Origin of the sequence: Actinoplanes sp. NPDC051475, from assembly GCF_040689425.1 — a bacterium.
In the GTDB taxonomy this organism is placed as follows: Bacteria; Actinomycetota; Actinomycetes; order Mycobacteriales; family Micromonosporaceae; genus Actinoplanes.
In genome coordinates this window covers 352,565-366,685 of sequence record NZ_JBFAZZ010000005.1, presented here as the reverse complement: position 1 = coordinate 366,685, position 14,121 = coordinate 352,565, and the positions used below count along the sequence as shown (strand labels likewise).

Genomic DNA, 14,121 nt, shown 5'->3' with positions numbered 1-14,121 from the left:
TCCTTGTTTCGGATGGGGTAATGAAAATGGTGCGGACTTACTGACTTACTTTTATCTGCAACGCGGTGACGACCGACGGACAGCGTTCGTACGATCACCAGTGCGTGAGCAAGCTTTGTGCAGGAGGCCGTTTCGCGCCTTCTGGATTAGGAACGCGGGCGAGCGGCATCCGGTTACTTCTTATCGCTTGTGAATGCTTTCACGAACTCCCGCGATGTCAAGGGTAGCGCTCGGAAAATCTCCGGGCGGGTGAGCTAGCTCACGACCCTTTTGTCCGGTTCCGCGGCTTCCCCCGGGACCGGCGCATGAACGCTCCCATCAATGTAGTACGGTACCCGCCGCACTGCCGACCTTTTGCCCGTTGTTTCTGTAACGGATCGTGAGGGGTGCCCGAACCTCGCCTACCCGATCGTCAGCAGATCACACGTAGCGCCTCGGGAACGGACAGGAAGTGCACCTTCTGGCGCTCGCCCAGGTAGTCCCCGTCGAGCTGGAAGGCCTGGGGGCGGGCGGCGATCACGGTGAACTCGGCCTGGTCGTGCATCCGAAGCACGTTGGGGCCATGGGGATCGCCGCGGCGCGAGGTAATTTGGGTAACTGTGCGTGTTGTGCTGGCCACTCCTAGGCTACGAAGGGCCAGAACGTCAAGTCCCCGGTCGAACGACGCCTGGGGGTTGGGGTTGATCGCGCGGTCCCCGACATAGGTCCACGGGGCCGTGTTCTGAATGATGACGGTGCCCAGTCCGGTTTCCGGTTCCTCGCCCGGGCGCTCGATCGACAACGGGGGCGCCTTGCGATCCTCGCCGGAGAGCACTTGACCGATGAGCGAGCGCACATAAAGGGCTGGAGTGGACGTACGGCCACGCAGTCGCGCCTGTTCCACCCGGCGTGTCACCGAGGCGTCGAGACCCAGTCCGGCGGTGAAGGTGAAGTAGCGGTCGTCGGCGCGCCCGAGGCCGATGACCCGGTGGCGTCCCGAGCGCAGACCGTCCAGGATCACACCGGTGCCCTCGACCCAGTCGCGCGGCAGACCGAGCGCGCGGGCGAAGACGTTCGTGGAACCGCCGGGCACCACCGCGAGCGCCGGCAGCCGGTAGGCCGGGGACGTACCGCGGGGGGTCAGGCCTGGGTCGGCGGTCATCAGGCCGTTGACGGCCTCGTTGATCGTGCCGTCGCCGCCGAGGGTGACCACCACATCGACGCCGTTCTCAGCCGCCGTGCGGGCCAGCGCGGTCGCGTGGCCGCGCTTGAGGGTGTACTCCACTGACAGCTCGACCTGGCTCCGCAGCGCCCGGACCAGCACATCCCGGCTGCGTTCACTCGTCGTGGTGGCCTTGGGGTTAACCACCAGTAACGCTCGCATGGGCGGCACTGTACCTCCCGGAACCTCGCCGAGCTGGCCGGTATCGTACAGCGGTGACCCCTCAGGATGTTCGATCTCCCGAAACGTTGGTATGGGCGGTACGCCTGCTCTTTGCCGAGTTCGGGGGGCTCGCTGTGCTCACGGCGTACCTGATCGTCCTTGATCTGACGGCAGAAGCCGGCAGCATCGCGGTGGCCGTTTCGCTCACGGTGCTGGCCGCCCTCGGCGCGGGCGCAGTCTTCCTTATCGCGCGCGGGCTGGCGCGACGTTCGGCCCGGGCTCGCGGCCCGGCGATCGTGGTGCAGCTCTTCGTCATCGCGACCGGGGGATTCCTGCTGCAGACGGGCCCGTCGTGGGCGGGCCTGGCGTTGATGGTGTGTGGGGTCGGCGTCGCGGTGCTCTGCCTGCTCCCGGCCACGACGGCCGCGCTCGGGCTCGACTGATGTCATAGCCCTTCCCACCAGCGCGGAAAGGCCTACGCTGTGTGGGCAGATCACAAGGGGGTGAGCGAGTGCCCGGATCGACGGTGCGCCCGCCGGCATACCAGTTATTGGCCGACGAACTGCGCGAAGAAATCACGTCGGGACGGCTGCAGCCCGGCGAGCGACTGCCACCGGAGCCGGAGCTGTGCGTACGGTCCGGCGTGAGCCGCAGCACCGTACGCGAGGCCCTGCGCCTGCTCGCCAGCCAGCACCTGATCGTCACCACCCGGGGCGTGACGGGCGGAAGCTTCGTCGCCCACCCCGACGCCGAGCAACTCTCCGAGGCGCTCTCCACCGGGCTGACCATGCTCACCAACTCGGCCGAGGTCGGGCTGGTCGACCTGCTCGAGCTGCGCCGAGCGGTGGAGATCCCGGCCGCGGGATTGGCGGCGGAGCGGCGCACCGATGCACACCTCGTCGAGATACGCGGCGCGATGTTCGATCCCGACTTCGACGAACTCGACACGATGCTGGCCGCACACTCCGCGTTCCATGCGGCGGTGGTGGCGGCCACGTGCAATCCGCTGTTCGAGCTGGTGACCCGGCCGCTGTACCACGTGACGTACGGGGAAGAGGTCGTCGAGGCGCTGCCGGAGGGGTACTGGGCGCGGATCGACGCGGATCATCGGGATCTGCTGGTGTGCGTGCGAGACCGGGACGCGGCGGGGGCGATGGAAGTCGGACGGCGCCATCTGGACTACATCGCCGAGGCGACGACGCGCTGACGGTTTCGTCGGCGGGTGGGTCAGTTCTCGGTGCGGCGGGTGAGCAGCCGGATCGTTGCGTGCCGGCCGGTTGCTTCCGCGGAGGCGGACGTGGTCAGCGCGGTGAGTACCTTCCACGCGAACGACGATTCGGACGGCAGCCGCGCGCCTCGCACCGTGGCGACCGTCACCTCGACGGTCAGCGCGTCGTCGGTCACCGCGAAGCGGCATTCGAGGTCGGCGCCGCGGGTCGCGATCGCCAGCAGCATCGCGCAGGCCTCGTCGACCGCGATGCGCAGATCCTCGATCTCGTCGAGCGCGAAGTGCAGGCGGGCCGCGAGGCCGGCCGTCGCCGTGCGCAGCACTCCCAGATAGCCGCCGTCGGCGGGCACGGTGAGCAGCACGACGTCGTCACCGAACGCCGGCTCCGAATGAGTTGTCTGAAGCTGAGTCACCGACCCCATCCTCCCGATGGTCGAGACTCTAGCGCCTGACGGGCGATGCCCGCTCGGCGAGTCGGCCCAGGGCGGCACCGGTCAGCCGGTAGGGGAGCCAGTTTTCGGTGACGGTGGCCCCGATTGCGGCGTAGAAGTCGGCCGCGGGATTCCAGTCGAGCATCACCCACTCGAGGCGCCTGTACCCCCGATCGACGCAGATACGGGCCAGCTCGGCCAGCAGCGCGGCGCCCGCTCCGGTGCCACGGTGACCCGGCCGGACGTACAGGTCCTCGAGATAGATCCCGTGGACCCCTTCCCAGGTGGAGAAGTTGAGGAACCACAGGGCCATGCCGTACGGAGCGTCGTGCGCGTCGACGGCCACGTGCCCGAAGATGGAGGGCTGGGCCCCGAAGAGCGCCGCCGCCAGCTTCTCCTCGGTGAGCAGGCACGACTCGGGCTCACGTTCGAATTCGGCCAGTTCATGCACCATGGCGACGACGGCCGGCACGTCCGAGGGACGCGCCGGCCGTATCCGTGGAGCCGGCTCGCGGACCGTCGGCTCGGAGTCCGCGAGTCGCTCCCTCGTGTCGCTCACGCCTGCTTGGTCTCCCAGAAGATCTTCGAGATCTCCTCGATCTTCGCCAGCAGCTGCTCGCCCACGGCCGGGTCCATGGAGCCCTTGGCCCCGGAGGCGCCGGCGAGCTTGGTGGCCTCGTTGAACAGCTGGTTCAGGTTCGGGTACTTCTCGAAGTGCGGCGCCTTGAAGTAGTCCGTCCAGAGCACCCACAGGTGGTGCTTGACCAGGTCGGCCCGCTGCTCCTTGATGAGGATGGCGCGCGTGCGGAACTCGGGGTCGGTGTTCGCCTGGTACTTCTCGGCGATGGCCTTCACCGACTCCGCCTCGATGCGAGCCTGTGCGGGGTCGTACACCCCACAGGGCAGGTCGCAGTGCGCGCTGACGACAGTGCGCGGCGTGAAGATACGCGGAAGTCGCATCGGGACCCCTCCATGAGTTTTGCGATGATCCGGTCTGACACTACCCCTTACACGTGAACCCATACTCCACGCGGGATTGATGCCATGAGGTTGCAACTGCCGCTCTTCGCCGTACTCGTGCAGGGGCCTTCCATGGCACCCACCCTGCGCTCGGGAGACGCCCTGATCGTGCGGCGGACCCGGCGCGTCCGCGAGGGCGACGTCGTGGTCGCGCGCTTCCGCTCGCGACCGGACCTCCTGGTCGTGAAACGCGCGGTCCGTGTCCAGGACCAGGGGTGGTGGGTACGCGGTGACAACGACTTCGTCACGGACGACTCGCGAGCGTACGGGGTGGCGGATGTCATCGGACGTGTGATGTTTCGCTACTGGCCTCGCCCGGGTCCGCTAAGTTAATGTCCAGTAACCGCAGCACACCGAAGTCTTGCGGTTGCTTCACCGGGTGACCCCCGCATCGCACGTCGGTCCGCGCAGACTCGCGCATCAGGGCCGGCTGGCACACCGACGTTCCGATGCGTTGTCTGGAGTCCTCGTGTCTTTCTTCAGTTTTGAGATCGAACCCGCGCTGGCCGCTGACCCCGTCTTCGACCTGCACAAGCGGGGCAAGATGGCCGTCGCCGCCACCGTTCCCCTGTCCAGCCGCGACGACCTGTCCCTCGCGTACACGCCGGGGGTGGCCCGCGTCTGCGAGGCGATCGCGGCCGACGAGGACCTGCACCACGACTACACGTGGACCGGCAACACCGTCGCGGTGGTCACCGACGGCTCCGCGGTCCTCGGCCTGGGCAACATCGGCCCGAAGGCCGCCATGCCGGTCATGGAGGGCAAGGCGATCCTGTTCAAGCAGTTCGGCGGCGTCGACGCCGTGCCGATCTGCCTCGACACGCAGGACATCGAGGGCATCATCGCGGTCGTCAAGGCCCTGGGCCCGTCGTTCGGCGGCATCAACCTCGAGGACATCAGCGCACCCCGCTGCTTCGAGATCGAACGGCGCCTCGACGACGCCCTCGACATCCCGGTCTTCCACGACGACCAGCACGGCACGGCGATCGTCGTCCTCGCCGCGCTGCGCAACGCGGTCACCTTGCTCGGCCGCCGCTTCGCCGACCTGCGCGTCGTCGTCAGCGGCGCGGGAGCGGCCGGCGTGGCCATCACCGACACGCTGATCGCGGCGGGCATCGAGGGCGCCAACATGATCGTCTGCGACTCCCAGGGCATCATCCACGCCGACCGGCCCGGGCTCAGCGGCGTGAAGGAAGCGCTGGCGCACGGGACCAACTACTCCGGGCGTACGGGAGGAATCAAGGAGGCGCTGATCGGCGCCGACGTCCTCATCGGCGTCTCCGGCGGTTCCATCCCCGAGGCCGCGCTGGCCGGGATGGCCCCGGAAGGGATCATCTTCGCGCTGGCCAACCCCACGCCCGAGGTCCTGCCGGCGATCGCCCACAAGTACGCGTCGATCGTGGCGACCGGCCGCAGTGACTTCCCCAACCAGATCAACAACGTCCTGGCGTTCCCGGGCATCTTCCGCGGAGCCCTCGACGCCCGGGCGACCCGCATCACGGAACGGATGAAGGTGGCCGCGGCGGAGGCGATCGCCGAGGTGATCGCGGACGACCTCCGCGCCGACCAGATCGTGCCGTCGGCGCTGGACCCCCGGGTCGCTCCGGCGGTGGCGGCGGCGGTTGCCCGAGCGGCGGAACGTGACGGGGTCGCCCGGCTGACACCGGTGGCCACGTCGCCGATCCCGATGTCGCCGGCTCCGGTCCGGCCGTCGCCCGCGACGAGCCTGGCCGAGCCTTCCGTTCCCGCTCATTCCTGACGCCTCCTCTTTTTCTCGTACGGCGGCTTGGTCGTGTGGCGGCTTGGTCGTGTGGCGGCCTCTTCGTGCAGCGGGTAGTCGCGCGGCGGTTTGTCCGCGTGGCGGGTGGTTCGCGTGGCGGCTTGGTCGCACGGCGGGTAGTTCGCGTGCGGCTGTCCTACGGCGGGTAGTTCGTGCGGCGGTTTGTTCGCGTGGCGGCTTTTCGTACCGCGGCTGTTGTATGGCGGCTTTCGCACCGCGGCCGGTCCCTCGGGGCCGGCCGCCGGTTCGTTGATCGCCGGACGGGCTTCGCTGGTTGGCCGGGGGTTCCTGCTGCCGATCGATTCTTTCGCATCTGTGCCGGGTAGCCGCCGTTATCCACATCGGGGGTAATCGCCCGGACATCCGCGCTCGGGCCTGCGCCTGGTTGTCCACAACCGGCGCAGCGGCCGGTTATCCACAGCGGGAAGCGTGGTGGGTGGCGAGGTCCCGTACCGGTGACTAGCGTTCCTGGCATGCGCGCCGCCTACGCCAGTGCCACGAAGCCGGACGAACCCCTTGCCGCCCTCACGGTCGGCGACCTGCCCGAGCCCTCGCCGCCCGAGGGTTGGGTGACGGTCGACATCCGAGCCAGCTCCCTCAACCACCACGAGATCTGGTCGTTGCGAGGAGTGGGCCTGCCGGCCGACCGGCTACCGATGATCCTCGGGTGCGACGCGTCCGGAGTGGATACGCAGGGCAACGAGGTCGTCGTCTATCCGGTCGTCGACGACCCGCAGGACCCCCGAGGCTTCTCGCTGTTGTCCGAGCGGTGGCCGGGCACGCTGGCCGAGCGCGTGGCCGTGCCGGCCCAGAACCTGGTGCCCAAGCCGGCCGGCATCTCCTTTCTCGACGCGGCGTGCCTGCCGACGGCTTGGCTGACGGCGTACCACATGCTCACCGCCCGCGGCCGCGTCGCCGACGCGGAATCGGTGCTGGTCCAGGGAGCGGGCGGCGGCGTCGCCACCGCCGCCGTCGTGCTGGCCACAGCCCTCGGCAAACGCGTGTACGCGACCAGCAGAGACGCCGCCAAGCGCGAGAGAATCGCCGAGCTGGGCGCTACGGCGGTGGAACCGGGCGCCCGCCTCCCCGAACGCGTGGAAGTGGTCATCGAGTCGGTCGGCGCGCCCACATTCGAGCACTCTCTGAAATGCGCGGCGCCGGGCGCCCGCATCGTCGTCTGCGGCGCCACGGGAGGGCCGTTCCCGAAGATCGACCTGCGCCGGGTCTTCATGATGCAGCTGGAGATCCTGGGCAGCACGATGGGCACGGCACCGGAGCTCGCGGCGTTGTTGGAGCTGTGCGTAGCCAAGGATGTCCGGCCGGTCATCGACTCGACGTATGGGTTCTCGGCAGTGACCGATGCTTTTGCCAGGCTGAACTCGGGGGAGGTGTTCGGCAAGGTCGCCATCGACCACCTGCACTGACGGGGAGGGGTCGACCCGGCCATGTGACTGAGGCGCGCGGCTTCTGAAGCGCGCGGCTTCCGGGGCACCCGCTTTCGGGCGCGGCTTCCGGGGCACGCGCTTTCGGGCGCGCGGCCTTTGGGGCGACGCGGCTTCAGAGGCGGTCGATCAGGTTCTTGGTGCCGGCGAGCCGTTTCCCGGCGGCCGCGTCGTCGTAGAGCGCCCAGCGCCAGAAGTCCGTCGTGGTCGCGGCCACCAGCGAGAAGTCCTTGCCGCTTCGAGGCGTCACGTGACCGCCCTGGGGCAGGGTCAGCATCGCCTTGGGCCACGGCACGGCCTCGAACGCGGCGAGCCCGTCGGCGTACCTGACGGTCCGGTCGAGCTTGCCGTGCACGAAGAGCACCGGGGTCTCGGGTCCGGAGAACGGCGAAGGCAGCACCTGCCGCCCGGCGAGCACGACCGCGGCCGAGAGGCGGTTGTCACGGTTGCCCGAAAGCATGCCGAGCGTCGTGATGCCGCCGCCCGAATGCCCCGCCGCCGCCACGTGCTCCTTGTCCAGCCGGTTCTCCAGCGGGTCGCCGCTCTTGCCGTTGAGTGCGAGAACCTTGGTCAGGACGTACGAGGCATCGGCGGGCTGGTTCACCAGGTCCAGCACGTTGAACTCGGAGACCCCGTACGAGGTGTGCGGATACGCCGCGCCGGCTACGACGAAGCCGGCCTGGGCCCAGCGCGTCAGGAGCGTGGCGTAGTCGCTGGGCTGGCTGGTGAGCCCGTGACTGAAGACGATGACCGGGAAGGGTCCGTCGCCGTTCGCCGGGTACCAGATTGTGGTCGGCAGCGGCCGGTCGCTGCCCCGGCTGAGCTTCAATTTCCGTACGGCGACAGCAAACGTCCGCCCCGGCGCCTCCCGGATCTGGCCGCTCTCGCCGGCGTCAGGAGTGGTACTCGGCTGCTTGGGACGAGACGGCGTCGAAGCGATCGGCGTAACGGGCGAACCGCCGGAGTCTCCTGCTCCGGACGAGCATGAGGTGAGCACGCCGGCAACGGTCACAGCAGCGATCAACAGCGCGGCGGCCCGGCGTCCCACCCGCCCATTGTGCCCGCGCCCATGACCACCGTCCGGTGATCGTCGGACGGAACACATGTTCTGTCCGACAGGCTCAGGCACGGACTTGGTCGGACGCCGGCGACCCGGTCCCGGGCCGTCGACCGCTACAAGCACGGCCAACACGAAATGTGAGCGATGGCATCAAGCTCATCGGTGGCGGTGGCGGTGGCGGTGGCGGTGGCGGTGGCGGTGGCGGTGGCGGTGGCGGTGGCAGCGGTGCGAGGGCGAGACGGAGGAGTGCGGTTGACGGCGACCAGCGGTGTGGCGGCCGGCGTTAAGCGCGCGGGGGTCCCTTGGCCAGAGCCGCGCTCAGGCGGGCGATGTCTGCGGCGTCCTTCTCGCGGCGGGGCATGCCGGGCACCCATACCGGCATCATTCGCTTGATCTCGATCTGCGCACGTGGACTGACGATCCGGCAACGTACGTCCCTCAGGGAGGCGGGTGGTCCGTCGAGGAGATCGGTGGGCCAGCGCTCTCCCGCGTACGGGCCCCCGGCGACCGTCGGACAACCGTCCTCGTCCCGCGCGAACAATGCGATGCCGACGTCTATCCCGTCCGGGGTGATGAGGTCTCGCTGCTGGTCGGGTGCGGGCTTCAGGTCTCTGGCTTCGGTCAGAAGTACCGCAGCCGAGGAAGACGCCTTGCGCGGGTTGGCGTCGGACGGTCCGGGATCGTCGCGGTAGCCGAGATCGTGCAGCAGGGCGACCAGCCGGTCGGCATCGTGAGCTGGGCAGAAGAAGTCGACGTCCCGGTGCGGCCGGGTCACCTCGCCGAGGAAGAAGTCCATCGCCCAGCCGCCGCGTAGCCAGATGTTCACGCCGGCGTCCTCGCAGACGTGGACGACTTGGTCGATCACCCGGAGCTGATCATCCGCATTCACTGCGTCAGGCTAGGGCGTCGCGGTTCTGGCAAACAGGTGATTTTGCCCCTCCGGACACTCCCACGGACGGGTGAATTCCCCGCTGTCCATGCGAATGCCCTGGTAGGGGCCGGATGGGCCTGGATCGGAGGCGTGAGGCTTCGCTATGGTCGTCCGCATGTCTGACAACAGCGTCGACCCGAGCGGCAACACCGAGCAGTTTCGTGCCTTCACCCAGAAGGCCCCCGAGGAGCCTGCTGCGGCCTCGAAGACTCCGCTGATCATCGGCGGAGTTGTGGTCGCGGTCGTACTGATCGCGGTCATCGCATGGCTTGCTGTCGGCTGAGCTAGCGTCGCGCTTCCAGCCGGCGACCGACCAGTGCCGCCCGAGCCGCCACCGGGCGGCAACGCGGAGGTCGGTACGGCTATCCAGACGTCGTCCAGCCGGTTCGCGAGTCGGCTGCGGCTCATGCCGGGCCGCCACCGGGCGGGCACGCGGTGGTCGGTAGCGGAGGCGGGCACGGGGCGGACATGCGGTGGCGATCTGGCTACCGACACGTCGTCTAGCCGGTCCATAAGGCGGATCAGGTGCTCAGTGCCTTTCGTGCCTGCTCCGCGATCTCCGCTTCCTCGTCCGTGGGCACCACGCAGATCTTCACCCGCGCGCCGTCCGGGGAGATGATGGGGTCGGCGCGTTCGTTGCGGGTCGGGTCGACCTCGATGCCCAGGGCGGACATGCCCTTCAAGGACGCGGCGCGGACTTCCGAGGAGTTCTCGCCCACACCGGCGGTGAAGGTGATGGCGTCCGCGTGGCCCAGGAGCGCGAGGTACGAGCCCACGTACTCCCGCAGGCGCCGGCAGTAGACGTCGAAGGCGAGGGTCGCCGCGGGGTCGCCTTCGGCGCGGCGGCGTTGGATTTCTCGCATGTCGTTGGCGGCGGCAAGGCCTTGGAGGCCGGCGCCGCGCGTGAGTGAGGTTTCGATCTCTTCGATGGGCAGGCCTGCCACGCGGTGCAGGTGAAAGATCACCGTGGGGTCGATGTCGCCGCTGCGGGTGCCCATCACGAGGCCGGACAGGGGTGACATGCCCATCGAGGTGGCTATGCTGCGGCCGCCCTGGACCGCGCAGGCGCTGGCGCCGTTGCCGAGGTGCAGCGTGATCACGTTGGCTGCGTCCGGGGGCAGGCCGAGCAGCTCTGCCGTACGGCGGGCCACGTACGCGTGCGACGTACCGTGAAATCCGTAGCGCCGGATCTGCCAGCGGGCCGCGAGCTCGGAGTCGATGGCGTAGGTGACGCCTTCCGGGGCGATGCTCTGGTGGAATGCCGTGTCGAAGACGGCCACCTGCGGAGCGTCGGGCAGCAGCTTGCGCGCGACGGCGATGCCGCTCAGCGCCGGGGGGTTGTGGAGGGGTGCCAGGGGCACCAGGCCCTCTATCGCCGTGACCACCTCGTCGTCGATGACGGTCGCGGCGCTGAAGAGGTTGCCGCCGTGCACCACCCGGTGGCCGACCGCGCCGAGGCCGGACAGGTCTACCGACTCCATCACCCGTTGCAGCGCGGCGGTGTGGTCGGCTGCCTCGCCGCCGGCCTCGCCGATCCGCTCGATGAGCCCCTTCGCCAGCGTCGACCCGGCATCGAAAACACCGGCGCCGGAGGAAGAGCCAGGGCCGGGATAAGAGGCAGAGGCAGGAAAAGAGGCAGGGGAGGATGAGCGCGGCAAGGAGGAGGGCGGCGAAGAAGTGGGCGGCGAGGAAGGGGGAGACGAGGAGTACGAGGGCTGCTCGAAAAGGCGGTACTTGACCGACGACGAGCCGCAGTTCAGTACCAGGATCTTCATGACCGCGCCTGGATCGCCGTGATGGCCACTGTGTTCACGATGTCCTTCACCGTCGCGCCGCGGGAGAGGTCGTTGACCGGGCGGCGGAGGCCCTGCATGACCGGGCCTACCGCGACCGCATTGGCTGAGCGCTGGACCGCCTTGTACGTGTTGTTGCCCGTGTTCAGGTCGGGGAAGACGAAGACCGTGGCCTTGCCCGCCACCGTGCTGTCCGGGAGCTTGGTGGCCGCCACCGCGGGATCGATCGCGGCGTCGTACTGGATGGGGCCTTCCACCGGGAGGTCGGGGCGGCGTTCGCGGACCAGGGCGGTTGCCGCCGCCACCTTTTCGACGTCGGCGCCCGCGCCTGAGCTGCCCGTCGAGTAGGACAGCATCGCCACGCGGGGTTCGATGCCGAAGGCCGCGGCTGTCTGGGCCGACGAGAGGGCGATGTCGGCGAGCTGAGCAGCGTCCGGGTCCGGGTTGACGGCGCAGTCGCCGTACACGAGGACGCGGTCGGCCAGGAGCATGAAGAAGACGCTCGACGCGACCGAGACCTCGGGGACCGTCTTGATGATTTCGAAGGCCGGCCGGATGGTGGCGGCCGTGGTGTGGTTGGCGCCGGAGACCATGCCGTCGGCGAGGCCCGCGGCGACCATCATGGTGCCGAAGTAGTTGACGTCGCGGACCACGTCGTAGGCCAGGTCGAGGGTGACGGCCTTGTGTTTGCGCAGCTCCGCGTAGCGTTCGGCGAAGTCGTCGCGCAGGCCGCTCGTCGCCGGGTCGACCAGCCGGGCGGCGCCGATCTCCATGCCCAGCTCGCGGGCCCGCCGGGTGATCTCGGCCGGATCGCCCAGCAGGGTCAGGTCGGCGACTCCACGCCGGAGCAGGGTCGCGGTGGCGCGCAAGATGCGTTCGTCGGTGCCCTCGGGAAGCACGAGGTGGCGCCGGTCGGCGCGGGCGCGGTCGATGAGGTCGTTCTCGAACATCAGCGGGGTCACTCGGCTCGAACGTGTGACGTCGAGCAGCCGGGTGAGCTCCGCGGTGTCGACGTGCTCCTCGAACGCGCCGAGCGCCGCCTCGACCTTGCGCGGTGTGCCGGTGCTGAGTCGGGCCTGGATGCGGCCCGCGGCGCTGATCGTGGTGTAGCTGTCGGTCTGCACGACGAGCATCGCGAGCCCGGTGTTGAGCCGCTCGATCACCCGCACGGCACGCGGGTCGGGGAACTCGCCGAGCGTCAGCACCAGGCCGGCCAGGGTGACGCTGCCGGCGGAGTGGGCGGCGCTCGCGGCGACGAGCAGGTCGGCGCGGTCGCCGGGGGTGATGACCAGCGCCCCGTCGGTGAGGTGGTCGAGCACCGCGGGCACGTGCGCGGCCCCGACGATGTAGTCGAGCACGTCTCGGTCCAGCGCGGCCTCGCCGCCGGTCACGACGGTCGCGTCGAGCGCGGCGGCGACCTCCGCGACGGTCGGTGCGGCCACGGCCGGCACCTCGGGGATCGTCCACACCGGCACGGGCAGGCCGTCCGGCGTGGGAACACCGTCGGGCACCCGGTTGGCGATCACGGCCAGCACGGTCGCTTGGAGATCGACGAGCGAGTGGTACGCCGAGCGCACCGCGGCCCCGAGATCGGCCCTCCGCCCCTGCCCGCTGACGACGGGCACCACCACACTGCCGAACTCGGTGGCGAGGCGCGCGTTGAAGGCCAGCTCGCGCGGCAGCTCGTCGTGGCTGTCGTCCTGCCCGTCGGAGAAGTCGCTGCCCACCACGACGACCGACCCGCACCGCCGCTCGAGGGCACGGTAGCGCTCGACGATGCGGGAGATGAGCTCCTCCCGCCGGCCGTCGGCCACCAGCGTGGCGGCTTCGGTCATCGTGACGCCGTAGGCGTCGTCATGGCCGGCGGCCAGCGGGTAGCGGCTGGTCAGCAGGGTGAGCAGCGGGTCCTTGCCGGACCCGGGCACCAGCGGGCGGAACACCCCGATGCGGGCGACCTGCCGGGACAGGAGCTCGACCAACCCGAGCGCGACGGTTCCCTTGCCGACACCGGCACCCAGGCCGGCGACGTAGACGCTGCTTGCCACGGCTCCCAACCTACCGGCCTCACCATGATCGTGCCGGGGCGTCGCCCGACCCTGTGGACAACGCCCGGAAGGCCGGGATTCAGGGGCAAAACCAGGAAGGCCGAGGGCCGGGGAAAGGATCAGCCGAGGGTGGCGCGCAGGTATCCCTCCGGGCCGTCCAGGAACCGTCGCCAGTGCGAGACGATCTCGAGCTCGGCCCAGCTCGTACGCCGGATGCCCTGCGCGTCCAGCTCGAGGATCGTCGCGCCGGGCAGGGCGGTGAGCAGCGGAGAATGCGTCGCGACGACGACCTGGGCGCCGTCGTTCCGCAGCGCGTCGAGCCGCGCGAGCAGCCCCAGCGTCGCGGTGAAGGACAGCGGCGCCTCGGGCTCGTCCATCAGGTAGAAGCCGTAGCCGCGGAACTTGCGGGCGAGCAGTTCGAGGAAGCCCTCGCCGTGGCTGCGGTCGTGCAGGTCACCGTCCGGGGACCCCGGCAGGTTCTCCAGGTACGTGTACAGCCCGTGCATCGTCTCGGCGCGCAGGAAGTACGCGTTCGCGCGCCGCCCCGGGGTCCGGATCACCTTCAGCGCCTCGCCCAGCGGTGACTCGGTGACCCGGCTGCTGTGCCTGGCGTCGCGCGAGCCTCCCTCGGGGTTGAGCCCGTGGGCGGCGGCGAGCGCCTCGACGAGGGTGGACTTGCCGGACCCGTTCTCGCCGACCAGGAACGTCACTCCGGCCGGGATGTTCAGGCCGTGCTCCAGCAGCGCCGCCACCGCCGGTATCCGGGCCCACCATGCGCTCCGGTCGATCAGAGCGTCCGGATCCAGCTCCACGCGCCTGATGGGACGCGCGTTACTCCTCATCGTCCTCGTCGTCGCGGGCCAACCAGGTCGCGAAGCGCTCGATGGGGGTCTCGAACTCCGGGTTGACGTCCACGAACGTGCGCAGCTGCTCGGCCACCCACTCCAGCGTCACGGTCTCCTGGCCGCGCCGTTCGACCAGCTCTTCGATGCCTCGATCGGTGAAGTACATGTGCGGATCCTATGCAG

16 protein-coding genes are annotated in these 14,121 nt (G+C 69.5%); 6 read left to right on the top strand and 10 right to left on the bottom strand.

The window, feature by feature from the left end:
- Positions 1-412: 412 nt before the first annotated feature.
- Entirely contained in the window at positions 413-1,363 is a 951-nt protein-coding gene (locus tag AB0368_RS13360; protein ID WP_366154100.1) for a diacylglycerol kinase family protein, read from the bottom strand.
- A gap of 53 nt (positions 1,364-1,416) precedes the next feature.
- Here AB0368_RS13360 and AB0368_RS13355 point away from each other — a divergent pair, with 53 nt between their 5' ends.
- Positions 1,417-1,806: a hypothetical protein gene (locus tag AB0368_RS13355; protein WP_366154099.1), complete on the top strand. Its 390-nt coding sequence runs from the start codon at positions 1,417-1,419 to the stop codon at positions 1,804-1,806.
- A gap of 68 nt (positions 1,807-1,874) precedes the next feature.
- Positions 1,875-2,570 carry a GntR family transcriptional regulator gene (locus AB0368_RS13350; RefSeq protein ID WP_366154098.1) on the top strand — a complete coding sequence of 232 codons (696 nt, stop codon included), beginning with the start codon at positions 1,875-1,877 and terminating at the stop codon, positions 2,568-2,570.
- A 20-nt stretch (positions 2,571-2,590) separates the two neighbouring features.
- On the opposite strand, the gene AB0368_RS13345 is transcribed toward AB0368_RS13350, so the two are convergent.
- The 3 genes from AB0368_RS13345 to sodN all read right to left on the bottom strand — a co-directional run bounded on the left by AB0368_RS13345 (position 2,591) and on the right by sodN (position 3,982).
- Positions 2,591-3,004: an ATP-binding protein gene (locus tag AB0368_RS13345; protein ID WP_364711433.1), complete on the bottom strand. Its 414-nt coding sequence runs from the start codon at positions 3,002-3,004 to the stop codon at positions 2,591-2,593.
- Between the two features lie 28 nt (positions 3,005-3,032).
- A complete protein-coding gene (locus AB0368_RS13340) occupies positions 3,033-3,476 on the bottom strand; it encodes a GNAT family N-acetyltransferase (RefSeq protein WP_366154188.1) in 444 nt (147 codons plus the stop codon).
- Positions 3,477-3,577: 101 nt separating this feature from the next.
- Entirely contained in the window at positions 3,578-3,982 is a 405-nt protein-coding gene (gene sodN, locus AB0368_RS13335; protein WP_106125956.1) for a superoxide dismutase, Ni, read from the bottom strand.
- 84 nt (positions 3,983-4,066) lie between these two features.
- On the opposite strand from sodN, the gene AB0368_RS13330 reads away from it, so the two are divergent.
- The 3 genes from AB0368_RS13330 to AB0368_RS13320 all read left to right on the top strand — a co-directional run bounded on the left by AB0368_RS13330 (position 4,067) and on the right by AB0368_RS13320 (position 7,246).
- The gene (locus tag AB0368_RS13330; RefSeq protein WP_366154097.1) at positions 4,067-4,375 is read left to right on the top strand and encodes a S26 family signal peptidase; all 309 of its coding nucleotides are present in this window, start codon (positions 4,067-4,069) and stop codon (positions 4,373-4,375) included.
- A 136-nt stretch (positions 4,376-4,511) separates the two neighbouring features.
- Positions 4,512-5,801 carry an NADP-dependent malic enzyme gene (locus AB0368_RS13325; protein WP_366154096.1) on the top strand — a complete coding sequence of 430 codons (1,290 nt, stop codon included), beginning with the start codon at positions 4,512-4,514 and terminating at the stop codon, positions 5,799-5,801.
- Positions 5,802-6,295: 494 nt separating this feature from the next.
- Positions 6,296-7,246 carry a zinc-binding dehydrogenase gene (locus AB0368_RS13320; protein WP_366154095.1) on the top strand — a complete coding sequence of 317 codons (951 nt, stop codon included), beginning with the start codon at positions 6,296-6,298 and terminating at the stop codon, positions 7,244-7,246.
- A 133-nt stretch (positions 7,247-7,379) separates the two neighbouring features.
- Here the strand turns inward: AB0368_RS13320 and AB0368_RS13315 are convergent, their stop codons facing one another.
- Both AB0368_RS13315 and AB0368_RS13310 read right to left on the bottom strand, forming a co-directional pair.
- Positions 7,380-8,093: a chlorophyllase gene (locus AB0368_RS13315; RefSeq protein WP_366154094.1), complete on the bottom strand. Its 714-nt coding sequence runs from the start codon at positions 8,091-8,093 to the stop codon at positions 7,380-7,382.
- A 514-nt stretch (positions 8,094-8,607) separates the two neighbouring features.
- Positions 8,608-9,213: an aminoglycoside adenylyltransferase gene (locus tag AB0368_RS13310; protein WP_366154093.1), complete on the bottom strand. Its 606-nt coding sequence runs from the start codon at positions 9,211-9,213 to the stop codon at positions 8,608-8,610.
- A 157-nt stretch (positions 9,214-9,370) separates the two neighbouring features.
- Here AB0368_RS13310 and AB0368_RS13305 point away from each other — a divergent pair, with 157 nt between their 5' ends.
- Positions 9,371-9,538, top strand: coding sequence for a hypothetical protein (locus AB0368_RS13305; protein WP_366154092.1), 168 nt, complete (start codon positions 9,371-9,373; stop codon positions 9,536-9,538).
- Positions 9,539-9,776: 238 nt separating this feature from the next.
- On the opposite strand, the gene AB0368_RS13300 is transcribed toward AB0368_RS13305, so the two are convergent.
- From AB0368_RS13300 to AB0368_RS13285, 4 genes are all read right to left on the bottom strand, one after another.
- Entirely contained in the window at positions 9,777-11,030 is a 1,254-nt protein-coding gene (locus AB0368_RS13300; RefSeq protein ID WP_366154091.1) for an acetate kinase, read from the bottom strand.
- Complete coding sequence (gene pta / locus AB0368_RS13295) at positions 11,027-13,102, bottom strand: phosphate acetyltransferase (RefSeq protein ID WP_366154090.1); 2,076 nt, start codon at positions 13,100-13,102, stop codon at positions 11,027-11,029. Before pta ends, AB0368_RS13300 begins: the two co-directional genes overlap by 4 nt.
- A gap of 110 nt (positions 13,103-13,212) precedes the next feature.
- Entirely contained in the window at positions 13,213-13,905 is a 693-nt protein-coding gene (locus tag AB0368_RS13290; RefSeq protein WP_366154089.1) for an AAA family ATPase, read from the bottom strand.
- Positions 13,906-13,924: 19 nt separating this feature from the next.
- Positions 13,925-14,104 (bottom strand): DUF6104 family protein, encoded by a 180-nt coding sequence (locus AB0368_RS13285; protein ID WP_366154088.1) that lies wholly within the window; start codon positions 14,102-14,104, stop codon positions 13,925-13,927.
- Positions 14,105-14,121: the final 17 nt, after the last annotated feature.